Origin of the sequence: Vogesella indigofera, assembly GCF_003633895.1 — a bacterium.
In the GTDB taxonomy this organism is placed as follows: domain Bacteria; phylum Pseudomonadota; class Gammaproteobacteria; order Burkholderiales; family Chromobacteriaceae; genus Vogesella; species Vogesella indigofera.
In genome coordinates, this window is the sequence record NZ_RBID01000005.1 from 14,079 (window position 1) to 35,331 (window position 21,253).

Here is a 21,253-nt window from a genome sequence, read left to right on the forward strand (position 1 = left end):
GATAAACAGCCGCCCGCCGGGGGTCAAACGCAAAAGGGCGATTGCCGCCGCGGCTGCACGCGACCGCCACGGCGGCGGCGCGGGCAAACACAGGCGCCACTTTGTGCGGACGCAGAAAACACCTACAATGGCGACCGGTAAACCGAACAATGCATGAGGAATAAGGTAATGGCCAAATCCGCCAAGGCGCCGGCAAGCTTCGAAAGCTCGCTGGCACAACTGGAAGACATCATCCAGGCAATGGAAAGCGGCGACATGCCGCTGGATGCGGCACTCGCCTCCTACAAGCAGGGCATCGAACTGATGAAGTTCTGCCAGGCCAAGCTGGCCGATGCCGAACAACAACTACGGGTGCTGGAAAACGGCGAACTCAAGCCACTGGACATCAGCCATGAGCAATGAAAACCTTGTCGGCTGGATGACCGCCACCCAGCAATACGTCGAAAACGCACTGGAAGCGGCCCTGCCGGACGAACAGCGCGCTCCGCAGCAGCTGCACCAGGCGATGCGTTACAGCACGCTGCAGGGCGGCAAGCGCGTGCGCCCGCTGCTGGCGTTTGCCGCCGGCGAGCTGGTTGCCGCCGATGCGGCCAACCTTGCCCGCGTCGCCTGTGCCGTGGAAATGATCCACGCCTACTCGCTGGTACACGACGACATGCCGTGCATGGACGACGATGTGCTGCGCCGCGGCAAGCCGACCTGTCACGTCGCCTACGACGAGGCCACCGCGCTCTTGGTCGGCGACGCCTTGCAGACGCTGGCCTTTGAACTGCTCAGCCGGCCGATGTCCGATGTCGCCCCGCAGCAGCAACTGGCCATGGTGAGCACCCTCGCCACCGCCTCCGGCCACGCCGGCATGGCTGGCGGCCAGGCCATCGACCTCGCCAGCGTTGGCCGCAGCCTGAACCAGACCGAGCTGGAGTTCATGCACTGCATGAAAACCGGCGCCCTGATCCGCGCCGCGGTGCTGCTGGGCGCCATGTGCGGCCAACCTTTGAGCGCCGAGCAGACCGACAGCCTCGATCATTTCGCCAAGCGCATGGGGCTGGCCTTCCAGGTGGTCGACGACGTGCTGGATGTCGAAGCCGACACCGCCACCCTCGGCAAGACCGCCGGCAAGGACGAGGCCAACGACAAGCCGACCTACGTCAGCCTGATGGGCCTGCAGGAAGCCAAGCAATTTGCCCGCGAACTCTACAACGACGCGCTGGCCGCGCTGGCACCGTTTGGTGACAAGGCGGCGCGTCTGAAACAGCTGGCCGACTACATCGTCGCCCGCTCGTTCTGAACGACAACACAACACAACAACAATATGACCACACTGCTCGACACCATCCACAGCCCGGCGGACCTGCGCCAGCTGAAACGCAGCGACCTGCCGCAGCTTGCGCGCGAGCTGCGCGAATTCATCGTCGAATCGGTGAGCAAGACCGGCGGCCACTTCGCCTCCAACCTCGGCAGCGTGGAGCTGACCGTCGCACTGCACTACGTGTTCAACACCCCGGACGACCGTCTGGTGTGGGACGTCGGCCACCAGACCTATCCGCACAAGATCCTCACCGGCCGCCGCGAGCGCATGGGCAGCATGCGCCAGCAAGGCGGCCTTGCCGGCTTTCCCAAGCGTGACGAATCCGAGTACGACACCTTCGGTGTTGGCCACTCCTCGACCTCGATCGGCGCCGCGCTGGGCATGGCGGTCGCGGCACAGCTACAGGGCATCGAGCGCCACTGCGTCGCCATCATCGGCGACGGTTCGATGACCGCCGGCCAGGCGTTCGAGGCGCTGAACAACGCCGGCGCGATGGACACCAACCTGCTGGTGATCCTCAACGACAACGACATGTCGATCTCGCCCAATGTCGGCGCGCTCAACAACTACCTGGCCAAGATCATGTCCGGCCGCTTCTATGCCGCCGTGCGCCAGGGCTCCAACAAGGTGCTGGGCGGCATCGCCCCGCCGCTGCGCGACATCGCCAGCAAGGTGGAAGAACACGTGAAGGGCTTTTTCACCCCCGGCACGCTGTTCGAGGAGTTCGGCTTCAACTACATCGGCCCGATCGACGGCCACGATGTCGACGTGCTGACCGACACCCTCCACAACATCAAGAGCCTGAAAGGCCCGCAGTTCCTGCACATCGTCACCAAGAAGGGCCAGGGCTACAAGCTGGCCGAGAACGACCCGGTGAAATACCACGGCGTGACCAAGTTCGACCCGGCCAACGGCCTGGTCGGCAGCAAGAGCGGCGGCAAGCCGCAGTACACCCAGGTGTTCGGCGACTGGATCTGCGACATGGCCAAGCTCGATTCGCGCCTGGTCGGCATCACCCCGGCGATGCGCGAAGGCTCCGGCCTGGTACGGTTCGAGCAGGAATATCCGCAGCGCTACTTCGACGTTGCCATTGCCGAGCAGCACGCGGTGACCTTTGCCGCCGGCCTCGCCTGTGACGGTCTGAAGCCGGTGGTGGCGATCTACTCCACCTTCCTGCAGCGCGCCTACGACCAGCTGATCCACGACGTGGCACTGCAAAACCTGCCGGTGGTGTTCGCCATCGACCGCGCCGGTCTGGTCGGCGCCGACGGCCCGACCCACGCCGGCTCCTTCGACCTGTCCTTCCTGCGCTGCATCCCCAACATGACGGTGATGGCGCCCTCCGACGAGAACGAGTGCCGCCAGATGCTGTACACCGCGTTCACGCTGGACGGCCCGAGCGCGGTGCGCTACCCGCGCGGCACCGGCCCCGGCGCCGCCATCGTGCACGAGATGTCGGCGCTGCCGATCGGCAAGGGCCACATCCGCCGCCAGGGTCAGGGCAAGGTGGCCATCCTTGCCTTCGGCAGCATGGTGACGCCGGCGCTGCAGGCGGCCGAGGCGTTCGACGCCACCGTCGCCGACATGCGCTTCGTCAAGCCACTGGACGCGGAGCTGGTGAAACAGCTGGCCGCCAGCCACGAGCTGATCGTCACCGTGGAGGAAAACGCGATCATGGGTGGTGCCGGCAGTGCCTGTGGCGAAGTACTGGCTGCGGCCAACGTGCAGGTGCCGCTGCTGCATCTGGGCCTGCCCGACGACTACGTCGAGCACGGCGACCCCGCCATGCTGCTGGCCGGCTGCGGCCTCGACGCCGCCGGCATCGAAGCCAGCATCGCCGCCCGTCTGGGGCGCTAACCCGCATCGCAGGAGGGCGCGCGCATGAGCAACTGGGATCTGGGCAGCTGGCTGTCACTGGCCGATTCGCCGTATGCCGCGCTGCCAGCCATCGTCACCAGCCTCGGCATCGGCCTGCTGATGGGGGTGGAGCGCGAACGCAAGAAGCGCACGCTGGCCGGCATCCGCACCTTCCCGATGACCGCGGTGTTCGGCTGCCTGCTAGCGGTGCTGTCACAGCACGGCAGCCCGAACTGGCTGCTGCCGGCGCTGGGCCTGCTGGTGATCGCCAGCCTCGGCTTCCTGCCGCTGGGCCGCGAGGCGGAGGAAAACGAGCCGCGCACCACCACCGTGGTGGCGCTGGTCGTGGCCTACGGCTTGGGCCTGCTCTCCGCCAACGGGCTGGAAGAACTCGCCGTCGCCGTCGCCATCATCGTCACCGCCCTGATGTACCTGAAACCGGAGCTGAGCGGCATCAGCCAGCGGCTGGATCGCCGCGACCTGCTGGCGCTGCTGCAGTTCGCCGCCCTCACCTTCATCGTGCTGCCGGTGCTGCCGAATCAGGGTTTCGGCCCCTACGCCGCCTTCAACCCGTACCGGGTCTGGCTGATGGTGGTGCTGATCGTCGGCGTCGGCCTCGCCGGCTACTTCGCGGTGCGCATGCTCGGTGAGCGCGTCGGCACCCCGGTGCTGGGCATCCTCGGCGGCCTGGTCTCCACCACCGCCACCAGCTTGGTCTATGCCCGCGCCGCGCGCGACAATCCGGCCTCGGTGGCGCTGTCGGCACGGGTGATCCTGCTCGCCAACCTGGTGCTGTTCGTGCGGCTGGCGCTGATCACCATGGCGGTGGCGCCGGCGGCGCTGGAAGGCGCCGTACTGCTGATGGCCCCGCCGCTGCTGCTCGGCCTGTTGACGGTGATGCTGCGCCCGCGCCATGCCGCCAATGGCCAGCGCGAGACGCCGGCGCTGCAGCTGAGCAACCCGGCGGAGCTGAAACTGGCGCTCAGCTTCGCGCTGGTGTTCGCCATCGTACTGGTATGCAGCGCATGGCTGAACGACCTGTTCGGCCAGCGCGGCGTGTACGTGATCGCGCTGATCTCCGGCCTCAACGACGTCGACGCCATCACCCTGACCGCGCTGGAAATGCTGGGCAAGCAGCAGCTGGCGCTGATGCCGACGCTGCTGGCGATCAGCATCGCCATCACCAGCAACACCCTGTTCAAGTTCGGGCTGATCTCCAGCCTCGGCGGCCGCCTGCTGGCGCTGCGCTGCCTGCCGACCTTCGTGGTGATGCTGCTGGGGCTGGCCATCGGGCTGTGGCTCAACCTGATTGCCGGCTGAGCCGCCCCGCCGCTCAGAACCTGTTCAAAGTCTCGCGAGCTAGAGCGAGACAAGGCGAAAACGGCTGAGGAAGCGGCGTTGACATGGGGTCAATGAGCATTACGAAGCCGTTTTCAACGCGGTACGCCCCAATTGAGAACAGCCGCAGCAGACATTGAACAGGTTCTCAGGCGTCGGCGCCGACGGCCCGCAGCCGCTCGCGGATCGGCTCCGGAATCGATACCGTCTTGCCGGCCTGGTAATCGACCCACACCAGCGTCGCCTCGCCCACCGCGTACACGGTCTCGGGGTCGCCCTCGACCCTGAAATGGTGGCGCAGCTTCAGGCTGCTGCGGCCAACCTTTTCCACCTCGATGCTGATCAGCACCGTCGCCGGATAGGTCATCTCGCGCTTGTAGACACAACTGGTGCTGCCCAACACCGGGCCGATGCCCTGCGGGTCGATCGGGTAGCCGATGTCGTCCAGCCACTCGACGCGGATCTGCTCCATGTAGCGGAAGTAGCAGGTGTTATTGAGGTGACCGACCGCGTCCATATCGCCCCAGCGCATGCTGATGCGGCGGGTGTCGAGCAGTGGCAGGATTTTTTCCATCGTGGGCTCCGGTGTCTGGTTGCATTGCAGCATGCAATCATAACGCGCCACTGACGTTAACGTCAGTACGCTGCCGTGTAACACAGTGTTCCGCATGCGCTAGAATGGCCGGCTTACCCGCCTCCCGCTCATCATGGCCAAACTCTTCTTCCGCTACGCCGCAATGAACAGCGGCAAAAGCACGCAACTGCTGCAGATCGCCAACAACTACGAATCGATGGCCAAGACGGTGCGGCTGTACACCGCCGCCATCGACGACCGCTTCGGTGTCGGCAAGATCACTTCACGCCTCAACATCCAGCGCGACGCGCTGACCTACGACGACCATTTCGATTTTCTGCCCGCGGACTACGCCGGCATCGCCTGCGTGCTGATCGACGAGGCGCAGTTCCTGACGCCACAGCAGGTACAACAGCTGCACCGGCTGGCGCATACCCGCCACGTGCCGGTGATCTGCTTCGGCCTGCGCAGCGATTTTCGCGGCGAGCCCTTTCCCGGCGCCGCCTGGCTGCTGGCGCTGGCGGAAGACATCGAGGAGATCAAGACCATCTGCCACTGCGGCCGCAAGGCCACCATGCACATCCGCCGCGACGGCAACGGCCAGCGCATCAAGGAAGGGCCGCAGGTGGAGATCGGCGACGAGGCCCGCTACCACGCGGTGTGCGCCAGGTGCTTCTACGCCTGAGCGCCTGCCCTATCACCCCGCCACGCCCGCCAGCGCACAGCGCTGACGTTTTTATTGACCGAGACCGGTCCGCGGCCACACGGGTGGCCGGCCGGCACTGGCACTGATCGCGGGGCGCACCGCCTCGCTTGCGGCCAACCTTGTCCGGCCCCGCAAGCCCGGCCCCGCAAGCCCGGCCTCCCACCCGAACCATCACCGCGCGCCGATGCCGTCGCCATCCGGCTTTTCCTGCCGGCGCCGCAGTCTCGCCTTTCTGTGACACCGGCCTTGGCACTATAAAGAACTGCCAACCCGTTCCCCGTCACAAGGAGCGCCTCATGTTGCCAGCCGGTAGTCAGGATGCGGTCGACAGTTTCTATCACCTGCACGGCGAGGACCCGGCCGCGCTGCCGTGTCAGGGGCTGGCCTGTTTTGCCGCGCGCGCGCAGGCACCGGCGGCGTGGCGCGCGGCGCAGCGACTGGACCGCGGGCTGTACTGCCACGGCCAGTGCCACCAGCCACCGGGGGCGCCACCCGTGCGCCCGCACATCGCCAGCCTGCTGCCGCACAGCGTGTTGCTGGACAACGTGCAGGCCGGTGGCATCCACGACTTCGGCGCCTATCTGGCACGCGGTGGCGGCGTGGCGCTGCAGCAGGCGCGCCGCATGAGCCCACCAGCGCTGCTGCAGACACTGGACGACAGCGGCCTGCGTGGTCGCGGCGGTGCGGGCTTTCCGGCCGGTCGCAAATGGCGCGCCGCGGCGGCGGCCAGCGGCAGCCGCAAATACCTGGTGGTGAACGCCGACGAGGGCGACCCCGGCAGCTTTTCCGACCGTTACCTGCTAGAAGATGACCCGTACTGCCTGATCGAGGCTTGCCTGATCGCGGCACAGGCGATTGGCGCCCGCCATGGCGTCATCTACCTGCGCAAGGAATACCCGCATGCCGCCCGCGTGCTGCAGGTCGCGCTGCAACAGGCACGCGACGCCGACTGGCTGGGGACGGATTTCGAGCTGACGCTGCACATCGGCGACGGCAGCTACCTGTGCGGCGAGGAAACCGCGCTGCTCAATGCGCTGGAAGGCAAACGCCCGGAGGTGCGGCTGCGCCCGCCACAAATCACCGCGCACGGGCTGCACGGCCAGCCCACGCTGCTGCACAACGTGGAAACCCTGTGCGCGGTACCGTGGATCATCCGCCACGGCGCGGCGGCCTACGCCACACTGGGGGTTGGCCGCAGCCGTGGCAGCAAGCTGCTGTCGTTGAACGCCAGCTTCAACCGCCCCGGCCTGTACGAAGTGCCATTCGGCCTGCCGCTGACGGCCATCGTGCACGAGCTGGGACAGGGGCTGCGTCACGGCCAACTGCGCGGGCTGATGATAGGCGGCCCGCTGGCTGGCCTGGTGCCACCGGCGCTGCTGGACACGCCGCTGGATTACGAGGCGCTGCGCGCCATCGGCTGTGCCGTGGGCCACGGCGGGGTGATCGCCTTTGCCGACGACACTCCGCTGCTGGCGATCATGGCCGAGGTGTTCCGCTTTGGCGCGCGCGAGTCCTGCGGCAAGTGCACGCCCTGCCACTACGGCGCCGCCGAGCTGGCGCGGCAGTTTGCCGCCGCGGCCGGCGGCCAGGCCATCGACGGCGCCCGCTGCCAGGCGCTGCTGGACAATCTGGCACAGGCCAGCCTGTGCGGCCACGGCCGCGGCCTGGCCGAGTTCGCCCAAGCCCTGCAACGCCACTATCCGGAGGAGCTGCGCGCATGCCTCGCCTGATACTCAATGGCTTATCCTGCGACGTGCCGGCCGGCACGCTGCTGCTGGACGCGCTGGCCGCCGCCGGTAGCCCGGTGCCGCAGCTGTGTCACGACGCGCGGCTGGCACCCAGCGGCGGCTGCCGCCTGTGCCTGGTTTCCATCGACGGCCAGCCGCTGCCACAGCCCGCCTGCGCCACCCGTGCCGAGGACGGCATGGTGGTGCGCAGCCATACCCCGGCACTGGAAGCGCTGCGCCGCAGCAACCTGCAACTGCTGGCCGAGCGCTACCCGGCCGGCGCGATGGCAGCGCAGCCGGAGCTGCCCTTTCACGCGCTGCTGCGCCAGTACCACATTCAGCCCGGCGGCAACGTGGCCGGCAACGGCTTTCACGACGACAGCCATCCCTACATCGGCGTCGACATGGATCGCTGCATCCACTGCCAGCGCTGCGTGCGCATCTGCGACGAGGTACAGGGCCAGTTCGTGTGGGCGGAATGGGGGCGCGGCGAGCACACCCGCATCGCCACCGCGCACGGCAACAGCATGCTGGCCGATGGCTGCGTCAGCTGCGGCGCCTGTGTCGACAGCTGCCCCAGCGGCGCGCTGTTCGACAAGCCGGCAACGGCCGTGCAGCAATGGACGCGCACCACCTGCGGCTACTGCGGTGTAGGCTGCCAGATGGACGCCGGCAGCGCCGATGGCCGCGTGGTGGCGGTGCGCCCGGCGCAACATCCGGTGAACCGTGGCCACCTGTGCCTGAAGGGCCGCTACGGCTTCGAGTTCAACCACGCCGCCGACCGCGTCACGCAGCCGATGATCAAGCAGCACGGCGAGTGGCAGCCGGTGAGCTGGGACGAGGCGCTGGGCTTTGTCGCCAACCGCCTGCTGGCCATCCGCGGCCAACATGGGCCGGACGCCATCGGCGTGCTGGGCTCGGCGCGCGCCAGCAACGAGGAGAACTACCTGGCGCAGAAATTTGCCCGCGTGGTCATCGGCAGCAACAACGTCGACTGCTGCGCCCGCGTCTGCCACACGCCCAGCGCCAAGGCGCTGAAAACCATGCTCGGCACCGGCGCGGCCACCAACCACTTCGACGACATCGAGCAGGCGCGCACCCTGCTGCTGTGCGGCTGCAACCCCACCGAGAACCACCCGGTGATCGGCGCCCGCATCAAGCAGGCGGTGCGCCGCGGCGCCCGGCTGGTGGTGATCGACCCCCGCCGCACCGAGCTAGCCGCGATGGCCGACCTCCACCTGGCGGTGCGCCCCGGCCATAACGTGCCGTTGCTCAACGCGATGGCCGCCACGCTGATCGAGGAAGAGCTGCTGGACCGCGACTTCATCGCCGCGCGGGTGAGCGGCTACGCCGAACTGGCCGATTTTTTGCGCGACTACCGCCCGGAATGGGTCGCCGCCGGCTGCGGTGTGGCCGCCGCCGACATCCGCGCAGCGGCACGGCTATATGCCACGCAAGGTCCGGCGATGTGCCTGCACGGCCTGGGCGTCACCGAGCACCTGCAGGGCACCGAAGGCGTGATGTGCCTGATCAACCTGACCCTGCTCAGCGGTAATCTGGGCAAACCCGGCAGCGGCATCAACCCCTTGCGCGGACAGAACAACGTACAGGGCGCCGCGCACATGGGCTGCGACCCTGCCACCCTGACCGGCGCACAGTCGTTTGCCGACGCCGGCGAGCGCTTCGCCGCGCACTGGGGCACGCCGCTACCCCAAAGCCGCGGGCTGGACCTGCTGCAGATGATGGACGCGGCCCGCGACGGCCGGCTCAAGGCGCTGTGGGCGATGGGCTACGACATCTACCTGACGCTGGCCAACGAGGCCGCCACCGCCACCGCGCTGGCGCAGCTGGAGCTGGTCATCGTGCAGGACCTGTTCCTCAACGAGACCGCTCGCCGCTTCGGCCACGTGTTCCTGCCGGCGGCCTCCTTCCTGGAAAAGGACGGCACCTTCATGAATGCCGACCGCCGCGTGCAGCACATCCGCCAGGTGGTGCCGCCACCCGGCGACGCGCTGCCCGACTGGCAGATCATCTGCCGCCTGGCCGCCGCCATGGGCCAGCCGGACGGCTTCGACTTTGCCGGCCCGCAAGCCGTCTGGAACGAGATCCGCGCGCTGTGGCCGGCCGGGGCCGGCCTGAGCTACGCGCGGCTGGCGCAGGAAAGCCTGCACTGGCCCTGCCCGAACGAACAGCACCCCGGTACGCCGGTGCTGCACGGCGAGCGCTTTGCCACCAGCCAGACCGCCACGCTGGCGTGCATCCCGTTCCTGCCCAGCAGCGAGCAACCGGACGACGACTATCCGCTGCTGCTGGTCACCGGCCGGGTGCTGGCCCACTTCAACGCCGGCACCATGAGCTATCGCGGCCGCAATGCGCTGCTGCGGCCATCGGACACACTGGACATGGCGCCGGCGGACGCCACGAGGCTGGACCTACAGCAGGGCGAGCATGTACGCATCCACAGCCGCTACGGCAGCGCGGTGCTGCCGCTGAACATCAGCGACGCACAACAGCCGGGACAGCTGTTTGCCAGCTTTCACCGCCCGGACCTGCTCGTAAACCGGCTGACCTCCGCCGTGCGCGACCGGCTGGTGCACTCCCCGGAATACAAGCTGACCGCGGTGCGGGTGGAAAAGCTGGCAGACTGAATCAGAGGAACGGCCATGGCGCTGTACGGTTTTGATGCCTTCTCGCCGGCGCAGATCGCCGAGAAGATCGAGCAGGTCGGCGTCAGCAAGGCGCAGCTGCCGTTGCTGCAGATGGTGCTGCTGGGCATGCTGGCCGGGGCCTTCATCTCGCTGGGCGCGCTGTATTTCGTGCTGGTCGTGAGCGACAACACGCTGGGCTTTGCCGCCAGCCGCGTGCTGGGCGGCGTGGTGTTTTCCTTGGGGCTGTTGCTGGTGGTGGTGGCCGGGGCCGAGCTGTTTACCGGCAACAACCTGCTGATGATGGCCTGGGCCGACGGCCGCATCAGCAGCTACGCGCTGCTGCGCAACTGGCTGGTGGTGTGTACGGCCAACTTTGCCGGCGCCGCTGGCATGGCGCTGCTGGTGTGGCTGTCCGGCCACCCGGCGATGAACGATGGCCGCGTGGCGGCGCTGGTGGTCACGCTGGCCGGCGCCAAGTGCGCGGCACCGTTGGCCGCACTGTTCTGGAAAGGGGTACTGTGCAATATCCTGGTGTGCCTGGCGGTGTGGATGGCGATGGCCGGGCGCAGCGTCACCGACAAGTTCGTTGCCGTCGTGTTCCCGATTTCGGCCTTTGTCGCCGCCGGCTTCGAGCACAGCATCGCCAATATGTATCTGATCCCGCTGGCGATGCTGCTGCAGGACAGCGTGCCGCCGGCGCTGGTATCGCCGGCGCTGGGCGTGACTGGCCTGCTGCGCAATCTGGCAGCGGTGATCGCCGGCAACATCCTCGGCGGCAGCGTGCTGGTGGCGCTGGTCTACCACCTGATCTACCGCCGTGGCCTGCCGCCGCCAGCAGAATAGCGCGCCGGCCGCACGCGATCCGCCGCCATGATCTGGCGCCAGCGTTACCCGGCAACACCCGCTACAAAAGCAAAATGCCATCGCAGTGCGATGGCATTTTGACGACGTGCCGCACGCTTGCGGCCAACCTTGTCAGGCGGTACCGCCGACAGTGAGGCCGCCGTCGATGCGCAGCGTCGGCTGACCGACGCCGACCGGCACGCTCTGGCCTTCCTTGCCGCAGACACCGACGCCCTCGTCCAGCGCCAGATCGTTGCCGATCATCGACACGTAGCCGAGCACGTCCGGGCCGTTGCCGATCAGGGTGGCGCCCTTCACCGGATAGGTCAGCTTGCCGTTCTCGATGCGCCACGCCTCGGAGGCGGAGAACACGAACTTGCCGCTGGTGATGTCGACCTGGCCGCCGCCGAAGTTGGCCGCATAGATGCCGTCCTTGACCGAGGCGATGATCTCTTCCGGTGCCTTGTCGCCGCCGAGCATGTAGGTATTGGTCATCCGTGGCATCGGGATGTGGGCGTAGGACTCGCGACGGCCGTTGCCGGTCGGCGCCACCCCCATCAGCCGCGAGTTCATCGCGTCCTGCATATAGCCCTTGAGGATGCCGTCCTCGATCAGCATGGTGCGGTTGGTGGCGTTGCCTTCATCGTCGATCGACAGCGAACCGCGGCGCGCCGACAGCGTGCCGTCATCGACCACGGTGACGCCGGCGGCGGCCACGCGCTGGCCGATCATGCCGGAGAACGCCGAGGTGCCCTTGCGGTTGAAGTCGCCCTCCAGGCCGTGACCGATGGCCTCGTGCAACAGCACCCCCGGCCAGCCGGAGCCGAGCACCACCGTCATCTGCCCGGCCGGTGCCGGCCGCGCTTCCAGATTGACCAGCGCCTGTTGCACCGCCTTCTGCGCGTGGTGCTCGATCACCGCGTCGGTAAACTGCGTCAGGTCGTAACGGCCACCGCCGCCACTGCTGCCCATCTCGCGACGGCCGTCCTGCTCCGCGATCACCGTCACTGAGATGCGCACCAGTGGCCGCACGTCGGCGGCGCGCACGCCGTCATGACGCGCGACGTAGACCACGTCGTACTCTGCGGCCAACCCTGCCATCACCTGGATCACGCGCGGGTCGATGGCGCGTGCCAGCCGCTCGATGCGTTCCAGGATCGACACCTTGGCCTCGGCCGGCAGGCTGCCGACCGGGTCGATCGCCGGATACAGGCCGCTGCCGCGGCGCAGTGCCACCGCGCCGGCATTGCCGTGGCCGCCGACGGCGCCGATGGCGCGCACCGCATCGGCGGCCTCGCCCAGCGCGAAAGCGCTGATGTCGTCGGAGTAGGCAAATGCGGTCTTGTCACCGGATACCGCGCGCACGCCGACACCCTGGTCGATGCTGAAGCTGCCGGCCTTGACGATGCCCTCTTCCAGGCTCCAGCCTTCGCTGCGCGTGTACTGGAAATACAGGTCGGCATAGTCGACCTGATGCTGCAGCATGCGGCCGAGGGTGGCTTCGATCACCTGTTCGTTGACGCCGTACGGCGCCAGCAGCAGGCTGTCTGCGATGGAAATGGCGTTGCTCATGACTTTTGCTTTCAGGAAAAAACGCGGTGCGACAGCGCCGGCAGCCGGGTGCGCACCGAGTTGATGATTTCGGGGTCGATCTCGGCGATGACCACGCCTTCGCCCTTGTCCAGCTGGGCGACGATGCGTCCCCACGGATCGATGATGAGGCTCTGGCCGTGCGTCTTGCGGCCGTTTTCGTGACTGCCGCCCTGTGCCGAGGCCAGCACGTAGCACTGGTTTTCGATGGCGCGGGCGCGCAGCAGCACTTCCCAGTGTGCCTCGCCGGTCTGCGCGGTGAACGCCGCCGGCAACACCAGCAGGTCAAACGGTGCCATCTGGCGGAACAGCTCGGGGAAGCGCAGGTCGTAGCAGATGCCGAAGGCGATGTCGGCCAGCGGCGTTTGTGCGCGCAGCGGCTGGTTGCCGGCGACGATGCTGTCCGATTCGCAGTAGCGCTCGCCGTTGCCGGTAAAACCGAACAGGTGGATCTTATCGTAGCGGCTGTGCACGCTGCCGTCCGGCACGAACAGCAGCAGGCTGTTCAACACCTTGTTGTCGGCATCGCAGGCCAGCGGCAGCGTGCCACCTACCAGCCACACGCCATTGTCGCGCGCCATCGCCGCCAGCTGCTGCTGGATCGGCCCGTCACCGAACGGCTCGCGCAGGCGCACCTTGTCGCCTTCCTCGCGCCCCATCAGGCAGAAATACTCCGGCAGCACCACCAGTTGCGCGCCGTCTGCGGCCGCCTGCGCCACCAGGCGGGCGGCGGTGTCGAGGTTTTGTTGCGGCTGGGTGGTGGACACCATCTGGATGGCGGCGACCTTGAAAGCTGTCTTCATCTGTGGTCCTCAGGGCGTCTTGGCCGGCGGCACGGGGGTGACATTCTCCCCCACCTTGCTGACCTGCGGATCGGTCAGGCTGCCGCTGATCTGGTATTCAAAAGAAAATACCTGATTAATCGGGTCTTGCAATATTTTTTGCGTCAGCAGCGTCGCCGCACCCAGCAGCGGGTTGACCAGAGTGGCGCCGGCCAGCAGCGACACGCTCTCGGAAATGTGCGGCGTGATGCGGGCGCGCACGTTCTGCTGGTTGCGCGGCAGATCGGCCTCGCCGCGCAGGGTGACCAGCGCCGCCGGCCCGGTCATGCGCACATCGTCGGAGGCAAACACCCCGTCGCGGACGACAGCGCTGCCGGTGATGGCATCAAAGGCGAAGCCGGTGCTGAACACGTCGGTAAAATCCAGCCGGATGCGGCGAGACAGCGACTGCAGGCTGAGGATGCCCAGCAAGCGCGCGACGCCAGGGTTGACCTGGGCAAAGCGGCCGTCGCGCACGTCCAGCCGCAGCTGGCCACCAAGCCGCGCCAGCTCGAAATCGTGCAGGCGGCCCGGCCACGTCAGCTGGCCGTCCAGCCGTCCGCGCCCACCGTACAGCGCATCGGCGATGCCGAAGCGCGTCAGCACGCCGCCGGCATTCTCGGTATCGAAGGCGACATCGACCCGCGTCTGCGGCTGACGGCTGCCCTCGCGCGGCGCCACGCCGGTGACCTGCATGCGCCCTTCCGGCATCTGCAGCGTGACCTTGTCCAGTTGCCACTGCTCACCGCGCGGCTGGGCCAGCAACGTCAGCTGGCCGAGCTGGTGCTGCTCCCAGAACAGCTGCGCCACCGCCAGCTCCAGCGCCGGCACGCTGACATCGGCCAGCAGCGTCCCGGCACTGCTGCCACCGGCGGCCACCGCGGCGCTGTCTTCCGGCAACGGCAGCGTCAGCCGTGACAACTCTGCCTGCACCCGCCCGCCGTCGGCCGCGCGGTAGCGCAGCTGGCCGGCGGCCTCGCGACTGTCCAGCTGCAGCTGCAGCGGCGCATCACCACCGCGCCAGTCGAGGCGGCTGTCGACGTCGTGCAGCCGGTAACTGGCCAGTTGCAACAGCGGCGTCGCCAGCTGCAGTTGCAGCGGCAGGCCGGCGCCCTCCGCCGTGCCGCCGCCCGTACTGATGACCGTACCGAGCTGCTGCACCACGCCCAGCCACGGCAGCAGGTCCAGCTGCGGCTGGCGGATGGCGATGCCGATCTGTTGCGGGCTGGCCGGCACCTCGGTGCCGACGCCGACCCCGACGCCGCGCAGATTGCCGTGGCTATCCAGCGTCACCGTGCCCTGCGCCCGTTCCTGCTGCTGCCAGGCCAGCTGCCAGCCCTCCAAGGTTGGCCGCAAGCGCAGCTGTAGCGGCCATTCGGCGTCGGCCGGCTTGGCCAGCGGCGCCGGCGCCTGGATCGCCACCCCGCGCAGGCTCAGCAGCAGCTGCAGGTCATCGAGATTATTGCTGATGTCGAAATTGGCCTGGTACGGCGTGCGGCCTGACACCAGCGGCGACAGCAGCGGTACATACCGCTGCAGCACCGGGGTGATGGCGGCGTCACCCTGCACCGCAAACTGCATAACGTCGTCGCGGCGCTGCGTCGCGGTCAGCCGCCCCTGCCCGCCAAAGGCGGCAAAGCCGATGCCCGGCGAGCTCACGCCGCGCTCGTTGAACTGCAGCACGCCGCGCACCGCCTGCAACGGCGGCAGCGGCAGCTGGCGGAACTGCAGACTATTGCCGGGCAGGCTCACCTCGCCGCGCACCTTGCTCTGCAGCAGCGCCGACAGCGGAATGTCCAACCCCAGCTTCAGCGCGGCCTCGCCCTGGCTGTCGATGGTCGACAGGAAGCCGCCCAGCCAGCCGTCCACCGGACTGCTGCGGGTGTAGGCCAGCATCTGCGGCAGGGCGCCGCGCGCCTGGCCGTCGATCAGCAGGTGCGCCGGCTGCGTCATCAGGTCCGGCAGGCGCACCTTGACCGCCTGCAGCGCCACACCGGCGGTGCGCGCCGTGGCGGCGTCGACCAGCACGTGGTCGTTGCGCATCGCGAACTTGCCGTCGATGGCGGTGATATCCGGCCAGGCACGGTCGAAGCGCAACACGCCGCCGGCCACCTCGGCATCGACATCGAAGCGGCCGCCGGCATCGTTACCGAACGGGAAGCGGCTGAAATCGCCCTCCACCCGTGCCGTCACATTGCGCGCCGTGCCGCCGACCAGCGCCATGTCCAGCCAGTCCAGCGTGCTGCGGCCGATCACCGCGGGCAGATAGCGGCTGACGCGGGCCACCGCCACCTGTGGCACGCGGATGTCCAGCCGCCCCTGCAGTGCGCCCTGCGCCGGCAGTCGCCCGTCGCCGCTCAGCTCCGCTTTCAGGTCGGGCGTTTGCAGGCGCAGGGCCGGCAGCGTGAACTGCCAGCCCTGGCCCTGTCGCTGCCAGCGCAGCTGGCCGGCCAGCTGCTGCAATGCCAGCGGCTCGGCCAGTTGCTGCGGCCACGCCAGCGTCAGCCCCTGCCCGGACAGCGACAGCTCGCCGCCATCACGCGCCAGCTTCAATTCGCCGTTGACGCCACCCTGCACGGTCGGGCTGGTGCTCAAGGTTGGCCGCAGCTGGCGGAAGGCCGTGCTCAGCCGGTAATCGCGCGGCGCCCGCCACGGCCCCTGCCACTGCCAGCTGGTGTTGCGCAGCTCGCCATCCAGCGCCGTCAGCGGCAGTTCGCGCAGCGCGGTGATGCGTTGCTGCAGCACAGGCCACAGCCCCGCCAGCGACACCCCGGACAACTGCACGCGGCCGCCGCGCTGCTCGTGCCACTTGGCATCGACCGTCGCGTCGCGCAGCAGCGGGCCAAACTCGCCGGACAGCGTCAGATGGCTGGCCTGCAGCTGGTGCTCGCCCGCCGCCGCACTGCGGTAGTCCAGCTCGCCCGCCAGTCGCGGCAAGGGCAGATCGCGCCGCTGCAGTGCCAGCGACACGTCATCCACCTGCCAGCGGCCCTGCAGCGCGGTGATGCGGCCTTCGGCAAACGCAGCCGTCAGCCGCGAGCTGGCGCGCCCCTGACCGGCAAACGGCGCCGTCGGCCAGTAGCGCTTGAGCAGCGACAGCTCGCCGCTGCCGGCCGCCAGCGTCAGTTCGCCCTGCCATTGCCGCCAGTCGGCAACGGCACCGCCCTGCCAGCCGGCGTCCAGCAACAGCCCCGGCAGCAGCGGGCTGTCCGGCCGGCCGTGCAGTTGCAGGCGATGGCCGCGCCAATTGTCCTGCAGCTGCAGGGTCAGCCCTTCCAGCCGCAGCACCGGCAAGGCCAGCAACTGGTCGTGCCAGCTCAGCTGTTTCAGGCTCAGCGTGATGCTGTCCTGGCGCAGCAGCCAGTCCAGCAGCCGGTTGTCGCCCTTGCCGCCGGACAGCGCGATGCCGTTCAGGCTCAGCCGTCCCTGGCGGTCGCGCTGCAGCGCCAGCTGCAAATCGTCCAGCTGCAGGCTGGCCAGCCGCGGTTCGAGATAGAGCCAGCTTTTCCACGCCGGAATCATCTCCACCCGCGACAGGCGGATGGCGCTGGCGCGCGACACTGGCCGCACCTGCACGTCGCGCAGGGTCAGCACCGGCGCCCACCACAGCCACTCGCCATCAATGCGGCCAACCTTGATCGCCATGCCGCTGGCGTCGCCCAGCGATTGTTCCAGGTACGGACGCAAGCGATCCAGATTCGGCAGCAGGATGAAACGGAAACTCAGAAAGGAAACGGCCAGCAGCAGCAGTACCGCGGCCAGTAACCAGGCAGCGGCACGCAGGATGCGACGGGCAGTCCGCAGGATGCGCCAGCTGCGGTCAGGCGGCGTTACATCGGACGGGGAAGTGGGGGTAGAATGGTCAGTCACGATTTCGTCATAGCGTTGAAAGCGCATTATGCCAGCAAATACCGCCGCCATCGCCTCTGCGCGCGCATTCAGTTATTACCTCGACCGCCTGCTGGGCGCCCGTCCCGAACAATTCGAAAGGTTGGCCGCCAGGCTGGATCACTGTTTTGACTTGGCGGAGATGACGGCGTTCGCCGACTGGCTGGCTTTCGACAGCATCGACACGCTGATGCCGGCGCTGCGCCAGCTGCGCGCCGCGGTGATGGCACGGCTGATCACCCGCGACCACGCCGGCCTAGCCGACCTGCACGAAGTCGTCACCACCATCAGCGCGCTGGCCGATTTTGCCGTGCAGCAGGCATTGCCGGTGGCACGGCGCAGCCTGGCGCAGTTCGGCGACCCGATCGGCGAGGAAAGCGGCGAGGTGCAGCAGCTGATCGTGATCGGTATGGGCAAGCTCGGCGGCTTCGAACTGAACGTGTCCTCCGACATCGACCTGATCTTCATCTATCCGGAAGACGGCGACACCAACGGTCAGCGCAGGACCTCCAACCACGAATACTTCACCCGTCTCGGCAAGGAGCTGATCCGCGCCATCAACGACCTCACCTACGACGGCCAGGTGTTCCGCGTCGACATGCGCCTGCGCCCGTACGGCGACTCCGGTCCATTGGTGATGAGTCTGGCGGGGCTGGAAAACTACCTGTTGAGCCAGGGCCGCGAGTGGGAACGCTACGCCTGGATCAAGGCACGGGTGATGACCGGCGACGACAGCTATCTGTCGCAGCTGGTGCGCCCCTTCGTATACCGCAAGTACATGGACTACGGTGCCTACGGCGCGATGCGCGAGCTGCACGCGCAGATCCGCCGCGAGGTGGCGCGCCGCGACATGGCGGAAAACATCAAGCTGGGGCCGGGCGGCATTCGCGAGGTGGAATTCATCGCCCAGGTGTTCCAGCTGATCCGCGGCGGCCGCGAGCGCCGCCTGCAACTGCGCAGCACCCGCGACACCTACGCCGTGCTGGCCGAATTGCGCCTGCTGGAGCCGGAAACGGTCAGCGAACTGCTGGAGGCGTATACCTTCCTGCGCAATCTGGAACACCGGCTGCAGTACCTCGACGACCAGCAGACGCAAAACCTGCCGACCAGCGAGGACAACCGGCAGCGTATCGCCGCCAGCATGGGCTTTGCCGACTGGCACGGCTTCCTCGACGCGCTCAACCAGCACCGCCGCCGCGTCACCCGCCACTTCGAACAGGTGTTCTTCCTGCCGACCGAAGGCGCCGCCGCGCATCCGCTGCAGGCGCTGTGGCAGGAGCTGGCCGACAACGACATCAGCGCCACGCTGCAGCAGCTGGGCTATCACGACGCCGCCGACGTGCAGCGCCAGCTGCGCAGCCTCGCCGCCAGCCAGCGCTACCAGCAGATGCCGGACAGCAGCCGCAAGAAGCTGGACGCACTGATCCCGCCGCTGATCGAGGTCGCCGCCGGTTTCGACAACCCGGACCTGACGCTGTCGCGCATCCTGACCTTGCTAGAAAGCATCAGCCGCCGCGCCTCCTACCTGTCGCTGCTGCAGGAGTATCCGCAGACGCTGCAGCGGCTGGCGTCGCTGTACTCGGCCAGCGCCTGGGTATCGGCCTACCTCAACCGCCATCCGATCCTGCTCGACGAGCTGCTGGATGCGCGCGTGCTATACGCCAGCCCGGACTGGCCTCAGCTGGCGGCGCAGCTGGAACAGCAGCTGGCCGACTGCCAGGGCGACGTCGAGGTGCAGATGGACACCCTGCGCCACTTCCAGCACGCGCAGACCTTCCGCCTGGTGGCGCAGGATCTGGCCGGGATGTGGACACTGGAAGCATTGTCCGACGAACTGTCGGCACTGGCCGACATGGTGCTGGACGCCACGCTGCGCCACGCCTGGCTGGACCTGCCCAAGCGCCACTGCGAGGTGCCGCGCTTCAGCATCATCGGTTACGGCAAGCTGGGCGGCAAGGAACTGGGCTACGCCTCCGACCTCGACGTGATCTTCCTCTACGACGATGACCACCCGGACGCCGCCGAGCTGTACTCGCGGCTGGCACGCAAGCTGACCACCTGGCTGACCAGCGTCACCGCCGCCGGCTCGCTGTACGACATCGACCTGCGCCTGCGCCCCAACGGCACCAGCGGCCTCCTGGTCAGCAGCGTCGACGCCTTCCGCCAGTACCAGCAGAAGGATGCCTGGCTGTGGGAGCACCAGGCGCTGACCCGCGCCCGCTTTGTCTGCGGCGACGCGGCGATCGGCCAGCAATTCGAGGCCATCCGCCATCAGGTGCTGACCCTGCCGCGCGACATCGGCCAGCTGCGCGACGAGGTGCTGGCGATGCGCGCCAAGATGCTGGAAAGCCATCCGGCCCGCGACGGCGACGTCAAGCATGCGCGCGGCGGCATCGTCGATGTCGAGTTCATCACCCAGTTCCTGATCCTGGCGCACGCCAGCCAGTACCCGGAGCTGACCCGCAACAGCGGCAACATCGCCCTGCTCGGCGCTGCGGCCAACGTTGGCCTGATTCCGGCCGAGCTGGCCAATCAGGGGCAGAGCGCCTATCGCCACTACCGGCGACTGCAGCACGCGGCGCGGCTCAACGACAGCCAGACCACCGACGACATCCCGCAGGAAGACTACCGCCATGCGCGGGCGCTGTGGCAGTGCGCACTGCAGGATGAAGCTTGAAAACACAAGCGCAACACTCGGCGCTATAATTGCGCCACATTAAAAACAGGACTACAGCGGAGAATTCACCATGTCGATGGCAGATCGGGACGGTTTTATCTGGTACGACGGACAACTGGTTGACTGGCGCAACGCCACCACCCACGTGCTGACCCACACCCTGCACTACGGCATGGGCGTGTTCGAAGGCGTGCGCGCCTACGAAACACCGAAGGGCCCGGCCATCTTCCGTCTGCAGGACCATACCGACCGCCTGTTCCGCTCCGCCAAGATCCTCGGCATGAACCTGCCGTTCAGCAAGGAACAGATCAACCAGGCGCACATCGACGTGGTGCGCGCCAACCAGCTCAAGTCCTGCTACTTCCGCCCGATGGCATTTTATGGCTCCGGCAAGCTCGGCATCGCGCCGAAAAAGGACGACGTTCAAGTGATCGTCGCCGCCTGGCCGTGGGGTGCCTACCTCGGCGAGGAAGGCCTGGAACAAGGCATCCGCGTCAAGACCAGCTCGTTCACCCGCCACCACGTCAACATCACCATGTGCAAGGCGAAGGCTAACGGCAACTATATGAATTCCATCCTCGCCAACAACGAGGCGACGGCAGACGGTTACGACGAGGCACTGTTGCTGGACGTGGACGGCTTTGTGGCCGAAGGCTCCGGCGAGAACATCTTCATCGTCCGCAAGGACAAGCTGTACACCCCGGACCTGACCTCCGCGCTGGAAGGCATCACCCGCGACACCGTGGTGCAACTGGCGCAGGAGATGGGGTTGCAGATCATCGAAAAACGCATCACCCGCGACGAAGTCTATACCGCCGACGAAGCGTTCTTCACCGGCACCGCCGCCGAAGTGACCCCGATCCGCGAGCTGGATCGCCGCAGCATCGGCGAAGGCAAGCGCGGCCCGATCACCACCGAGATCCAGAAGCGCTACTTCGATTGCGTCAAGGGTCTGGACGCCGGCAAGCGACACTGGCTCACCTACCTCGATTAACCCATTGGCTAGCCGCCCCGGCAAGGGGCACACAAGAAAGTACTGAACATGGCAGAACTGAAAGAAAACACCGCTCGCTTTATCGAAGTCACGGCAAAAGACCTGCCGCTGCACTGCCCGACCCCGGAAATGCTGAAGTGGAACTCGCACCCGCGCGTATTCCTGCCGATCGTGAAAAACGGCGGCGAGGCCCTGTGCCCGTACTGCGGCACCCACTACAAGCTGACCGGCCCGGTTAGCGGCCACCACTAAGCCTTCCTGCCCAATGGACAAAGGTGCGG

General features: G+C 67.5%; 15 protein-coding genes. 11 read left to right on the forward strand and 4 right to left on the reverse strand.

The features are described 5' to 3' along the window. Positions 1-168 precede the first annotated feature (168 nt). Genes C8E02_RS01920 through C8E02_RS01935 form a run of 4 tightly spaced genes read left to right on the forward strand, consistent with a single transcriptional unit; the run spans position 169 to position 4,486 of the window. A complete protein-coding gene (locus C8E02_RS01920) occupies positions 169-402 on the forward strand; it encodes an exodeoxyribonuclease VII small subunit (protein WP_047968401.1) in 234 nt (77 codons plus the stop codon). Continuing rightward, a complete protein-coding gene (locus C8E02_RS01925) occupies positions 392-1,288 on the forward strand; it encodes a polyprenyl synthetase family protein (RefSeq protein WP_120809442.1) in 897 nt (298 codons plus the stop codon). Before C8E02_RS01920 ends, C8E02_RS01925 begins: the two co-directional genes overlap by 11 nt. Before the next feature lie 24 nt (positions 1,289-1,312). Beyond that, entirely contained in the window at positions 1,313-3,166 is a 1,854-nt protein-coding gene (gene dxs, locus C8E02_RS01930) for a 1-deoxy-D-xylulose-5-phosphate synthase (protein ID WP_120809443.1), read from the forward strand. A gap of 24 nt (positions 3,167-3,190) precedes the next feature. Beyond that, entirely contained in the window at positions 3,191-4,486 is a 1,296-nt protein-coding gene (locus C8E02_RS01935; RefSeq protein ID WP_120809444.1) for an MgtC/SapB family protein, read from the forward strand. 166 nt (positions 4,487-4,652) lie between these two features. On the opposite strand, the gene C8E02_RS01940 is transcribed toward C8E02_RS01935, so the two are convergent. Next, a complete protein-coding gene (locus tag C8E02_RS01940) occupies positions 4,653-5,078 on the reverse strand; it encodes an acyl-CoA thioesterase (protein WP_047968397.1) in 426 nt (141 codons plus the stop codon). A gap of 133 nt (positions 5,079-5,211) precedes the next feature. On the opposite strand from C8E02_RS01940, the gene C8E02_RS01945 reads away from it, so the two are divergent. The 4 genes from C8E02_RS01945 to C8E02_RS01960 all read left to right on the forward strand — a co-directional run bounded on the left by C8E02_RS01945 (position 5,212) and on the right by C8E02_RS01960 (position 11,002). After that, entirely contained in the window at positions 5,212-5,763 is a 552-nt protein-coding gene (locus C8E02_RS01945; RefSeq protein ID WP_120809445.1) for a thymidine kinase, read from the forward strand. Positions 5,764-6,080: 317 nt separating this feature from the next. Then, positions 6,081-7,514 carry a complex I 51 kDa subunit family protein gene (locus tag C8E02_RS01950; RefSeq protein WP_120809446.1) on the forward strand — a complete coding sequence of 478 codons (1,434 nt, stop codon included), beginning with the start codon at positions 6,081-6,083 and terminating at the stop codon, positions 7,512-7,514. Beyond that, positions 7,502-10,159, forward strand: coding sequence for a formate dehydrogenase subunit alpha (gene fdhF, locus C8E02_RS01955; protein ID WP_120809447.1), 2,658 nt, complete (start codon positions 7,502-7,504; stop codon positions 10,157-10,159). Before C8E02_RS01950 ends, fdhF begins: the two co-directional genes overlap by 13 nt. A gap of 15 nt (positions 10,160-10,174) precedes the next feature. Further along, a complete protein-coding gene (locus tag C8E02_RS01960) occupies positions 10,175-11,002 on the forward strand; it encodes a formate/nitrite transporter family protein (RefSeq protein WP_120809448.1) in 828 nt (275 codons plus the stop codon). Positions 11,003-11,134: 132 nt separating this feature from the next. Here C8E02_RS01960 and tldD read toward each other — a convergent pair whose 3' ends face one another. From tldD to C8E02_RS01975, 3 genes are read right to left on the reverse strand one after another with little or no spacing between them, the layout of a single operon-like run. Beyond that, entirely contained in the window at positions 11,135-12,574 is a 1,440-nt protein-coding gene (tldD, locus tag C8E02_RS01965) for a metalloprotease TldD (protein ID WP_120809449.1), read from the reverse strand. A gap of 11 nt (positions 12,575-12,585) precedes the next feature. After that, positions 12,586-13,395: a carbon-nitrogen hydrolase family protein gene (locus C8E02_RS01970; protein WP_120809450.1), complete on the reverse strand. Its 810-nt coding sequence runs from the start codon at positions 13,393-13,395 to the stop codon at positions 12,586-12,588. Between the two features lie 9 nt (positions 13,396-13,404). Beyond that, positions 13,405-17,283 (reverse strand): YhdP family protein, encoded by a 3,879-nt coding sequence (locus tag C8E02_RS01975; RefSeq protein WP_170152079.1) that lies wholly within the window; start codon positions 17,281-17,283, stop codon positions 13,405-13,407. A gap of 28 nt (positions 17,284-17,311) precedes the next feature. Between C8E02_RS01975 and glnE the strand changes: the two genes are divergently transcribed. The 3 genes from glnE (at position 17,312) to C8E02_RS01990 (ending at position 21,224) form a co-directional block, all read left to right on the forward strand. Next, positions 17,312-19,978 (forward strand): bifunctional [glutamate--ammonia ligase]-adenylyl-L-tyrosine phosphorylase/[glutamate--ammonia-ligase] adenylyltransferase, encoded by a 2,667-nt coding sequence (glnE, locus tag C8E02_RS01980; RefSeq protein ID WP_120809452.1) that lies wholly within the window; start codon positions 17,312-17,314, stop codon positions 19,976-19,978. Positions 19,979-20,048: 70 nt separating this feature from the next. Then, a complete protein-coding gene (locus C8E02_RS01985; protein ID WP_120809453.1) occupies positions 20,049-20,972 on the forward strand; it encodes a branched-chain amino acid transaminase in 924 nt (307 codons plus the stop codon). A 48-nt stretch (positions 20,973-21,020) separates the two neighbouring features. After that, positions 21,021-21,224, forward strand: coding sequence for a zinc-finger domain-containing protein (locus C8E02_RS01990; RefSeq protein WP_047968282.1), 204 nt, complete (start codon positions 21,021-21,023; stop codon positions 21,222-21,224). The last annotated feature ends 29 nt before the right edge of the window (positions 21,225-21,253 follow it).